We start from the raw sequence: 3797 nt of genomic DNA on the forward strand, positions 1-3797 counted from the left end.
ATACAAACCCCTTGTACTTTCGTGGTACTTGGGGTTTTTGATATAGATTTTTACATAGACTAAGACGGATCATAAGGAGGTTCAATCATGGTGAACAAAGATTCTTTGAAAAAGAGATTAAACCGTATGCAGTACGAGGTAACACAAAATAATGCTACGGAACCACCTTTTCAAAATGAGTTTTGGGATCACGAAGAAGATGGAATTTATGTAGATATAATTTCCGGCAAGCCTCTTTTTAGTTCCTTAGATAAATATGATGCAGGTTGCGGTTGGCCTAGTTTTACCAAGCCAATTGAAGCAGAAGAGATCATAGAGAAATCCGATTACAGTCATAATATGATTCGAACAGAAGTGAGAAGTAAAGAAGCGGATTCTCATTTAGGTCATGTGTTTCCGGATGGTCCTGGACCAGAAGGATTACGTTACTGCATCAATTCTGCTGCTTTACGCTTTATTGCAAAAAAAGACCTTAAAAAAGAAGGCTATGGCAAATACCTATCCTTATTTGTATAAAACTCAAAAATGTCTCTGTTTACAGAGACATTTTTTTAGTTGATAAACTATTGGACGCAAATAATGAAAACAATTTGATTTTTACTTCTATAAGTTGATGAAACCCACATCATTATCATAAAACCAGTCGATCAACGATTCAATTGGGTACTGCTGAGGCACTACAATGTTTTTTGTTTTTGCAAATGAAAATCTGGCATTTTGTTATTGTTTTTTTGAAGACCTCGATGATACACATCTTTTACCAAAATGCTAATTGTTGCAGATAGGAAAAAGAATTGCATGATAGTCGGTGGAATAAGTGAATCAGCTGGATGACTAGAGAGTCTTTCAAGTGCTACATAAATATTTGCTGGAAACATAATGATAAGAAGTGCTGTTAATCCAGCAGACGCCCATGGAACCATAGGTTTCCATAACAATCCCAATGCACCAGCTATTTCTAATAAACCACTGATAGTCACAAGTAATTCTGGGTTTGGCAAGGAAGGTGGAACCATAGTGATAAGTTCAGCACGCATATAGAAAAAGTGAACGGTACCTGTCAATAAGAACATGGCTGCTACTCCACCTCGAAGGGCTACTGACCATGGTTTTAGACACTTCATTCCCAACTTTCCTGTAATGAATATTGCTATTGTTATCGTAATAAGAGTGATGACTGGTTCCATAAAAAACCTCCAAAAGTTTTGATTGGATTAAGCGTATAGTTGCTAAACGCTATATTCAAAAAAATAAGTGCGATATTAAAGTTTCTTTTTTATTTCTCCTAAAAAATCATTTAGAAAAGATACCTTATCTATAGGAGCATTTTGCAGTATATCAACAATCAATTTTTTAAACTCATTGTTGTGTTGCAAATAATGAGAATAAGCTATTTCACCTTTACTCGTTAAATGTAATAAAAATCTGGATTGATTACGTATATCTCTTCTTTTTATGATCAACTCCTTTTGTTCCAGTTTTTTTATTACTTGAGAAATCGCTCCTTTTGTTACTCCACAATGTTTTGCTAAAGCTGAAATATGAATTCCCTCATGTTCCTTTATCTCAGTAATGGTACGGATTTCGGAATGATATAAAGGGATGTCTATCCCATAATCTGTTTTTTTTCGTTCTTCTTTGGAGAATTTATTAATTATTCCTAAAAGAACATCGCTGATCTCTTCTATTGTTAATTCATTTACTTTACTCATTTCTATAGTGTATAGCAACTAAACTCTTTAATCAAAAATATTTTCAGATAATATAATTTCATTGAAATCAGTGGGATAGCACGCATCACTGTGTTATTTATTAATGTTTTATTGAATAGTTCGATTTATTAATAAGAGTTTCACCGTTGCAGTTATCGGATTAACTTGTACAGCTGCTATTAAAATACTGACCAATACAAAGAATTGAATGAAGCTGCAATACCTATTTGTGAACAAATGAAGAATTTCCATTAATTACTAATAACCCCTAAATTTTATCGAATAGATTACCACAATTTCTCCATAACTCCTCTGTATAATTGCTCTGTTTCTAAGTAAGCAAAATATATAAAAAGGAGAGACCTTCTATGCAGCAAAAGAAGTTGATCTAGCGATCAATAAGGGTGAATTTGTTGTGATTAGGTCCCATTATCCTCAGGCTAGGGAACGATCATGTAATTGATGGAGCTTTAGGAAGAGCAACTGGTCGAACTACGCAATGTTAAGATTGGTTTGTATTTAAGAGTTTTCATTTGCTCGCTCAAACGAGCGCATTAGATAATATCACACTACTGTTGGTATTTGCTAACAAACGGATATTATCAGAGAAGTCGCCCGTGCATTAAAACGTGTTTGTTTAGATCCTGCTCAAAAAGGGCAAAATCATCCGAGTCAACTATTGGGCGGGAAAATCCTTCTTTGTCTGACGTTGACTATTATCCCAAGATTAAAACTGTGGGTTTTCTCACTCGCAAATCTCTATATATAGGATGTGGAAAAAATTGAAACCATCAGTATTAGTGGTAGACGATGAGCAGAAAGTTCTCGATGTCATCAGCCCATATTTGATCCGAGAAGGATTCCAGGTAATTACCGCTAAGTCAGGCAGTCAAGCAATGAAAGAAGTAAACGATAAAAAACCTAACATAGTTATATTGGGCTGGATGTTACCTGAGATGAGCGGCTTAGAAGTTTGCCGTAATATAAGAAAAACATCAAATGTTGCAATTATCATGCTGACTAAGAAACCAGAACCAGCGGCCTTTCTTCCGATCCAAGATGAAGTGGCTCGATTAATTCATCTGGTGCAGGATTTGCACCAACTTTCTCTGGCAGAAGTCGGACAATTGCACCTTAAAAAGACGAATATAGATATAGTGGGGTTAATAGGTACTATTGTAAATATGTATGAAGTAGAAGCATCAGAACGCGGGATTGAATTGCGATTGGAGCGTTGGAGTAGCAATCTAATACCTTTGCTTCGAGTTGACCCAAATCGGATCACGCAAGTTTTTGTCAATTTTATCACAAATGCACTTAGTCATACTCCTAAGGAAGGTAAGGTGATGGTTCAGATAGAGCCGTTAGATCAAGAAGTGTTGGTTCATGTGAGGGATACAGGCAGCGGAATAGAGGAAGAACATATTCCATTTATATTTGATCGTTTTTATCGTGCAGACAAAGATAGATCGAGAGAACATGGTGGAATGGGTTTAGGACTTGCGATCGCAAAGGAATATGTGGAAGCGCACAAAGGAGATATAACAGTAAGAAGTACAAAGGTAAAAGGAACGACTTTTACTGTGCATTTGAAGTATAGAGAAAAGGAAATGCAAGAAAATATCATGGAAAATATCATGTATATAAAATAAAAGTTACAAAGAGCAAATATAACAAGGAGAAACAAGTAGATCGGCCGTGTCAGTGTCTTGATGAGATAGACACAGGATCAGAACCTTTTGGAGGGCTTTACTCCTAGGAAAAAACGAACTTTACGAGTTGCAACTTTCCAGCCATGAAAGTGATCGCACTGATGTAGACAGCTGTCACCCGCTTTCTCGTCCAGTGTTCCTTACTCGAAGGCGAACTTCCCGCTCAGGAGCGAAACGAAGAAAGAATGATTGCTTAGATGAGGTGCATTAGCTCCTTCTTTAGAGGAGGTCGCAGTTTCATTCGTTACTCTAATAGTAATGAACATATAAGGATGAACAATTCACTGTGAAAATGATAGGAAATCAGGTTGAATATAAGTAGTTAAAACACAAGAGGATAAGAGAAAGAAAAAAAATCTCAAAAAAAGATTAG

At 35.9% G+C, this 3797-nt stretch carries 4 protein-coding genes; 2 read left to right on the forward strand and 2 right to left on the reverse strand.

From position 1 onward, the window contains the following. Window positions 1–87: 87 nt before the first annotated feature. Window positions 88–516 (forward strand): peptide-methionine (R)-S-oxide reductase MsrB, encoded by a 429-nt coding sequence (gene msrB, locus GSM42_RS20205; RefSeq protein WP_160803367.1) that lies wholly within the window; start codon window positions 88–90, stop codon window positions 514–516. A gap of 161 nt (window positions 517–677) precedes the next feature. Here the strand turns inward: msrB and GSM42_RS20210 are convergent, their stop codons facing one another. Both GSM42_RS20210 and GSM42_RS20215 read right to left on the reverse strand, forming a co-directional pair. Next, window positions 678–1187 carry a DoxX family protein gene (locus GSM42_RS20210; protein ID WP_160803368.1) on the reverse strand — a complete coding sequence of 170 codons (510 nt, stop codon included), beginning with the start codon at window positions 1185–1187 and terminating at the stop codon, window positions 678–680. A 75-nt stretch (window positions 1188–1262) separates the two neighbouring features. Beyond that, complete coding sequence (locus tag GSM42_RS20215; RefSeq protein WP_160803369.1) at window positions 1263–1730, reverse strand: MarR family winged helix-turn-helix transcriptional regulator; 468 nt, start codon at window positions 1728–1730, stop codon at window positions 1263–1265. Window positions 1731–2494: 764 nt separating this feature from the next. Here GSM42_RS20215 and GSM42_RS20220 point away from each other — a divergent pair. Beyond that, window positions 2495–3364, forward strand: coding sequence for an ATP-binding protein (locus GSM42_RS20220; protein WP_237446729.1), 870 nt, complete (start codon window positions 2495–2497; stop codon window positions 3362–3364). Window positions 3365–3797 lie beyond the last annotated feature (433 nt).

It is taken from the genome of Shimazuella alba, assembly GCF_009831235.1.
Classification (GTDB): Bacteria; Bacillota; Bacilli; order Thermoactinomycetales; family Thermoactinomycetaceae; genus Shimazuella; species Shimazuella alba.

Excerpts from the sequence above, each read along its gene's own strand:
- msrB (WP_160803367.1), top strand. The coding sequence starts at position 88 with ATGGTGAACAAAGATTCTTTGAAAAAGAGATTAAACCGTATGCAGTAC.
- GSM42_RS20210 (WP_160803368.1), bottom strand. The coding sequence starts at position 1,187 with ATGGAACCAGTCATCACTCTTATTACGATAACAATAGCAATATTCATT.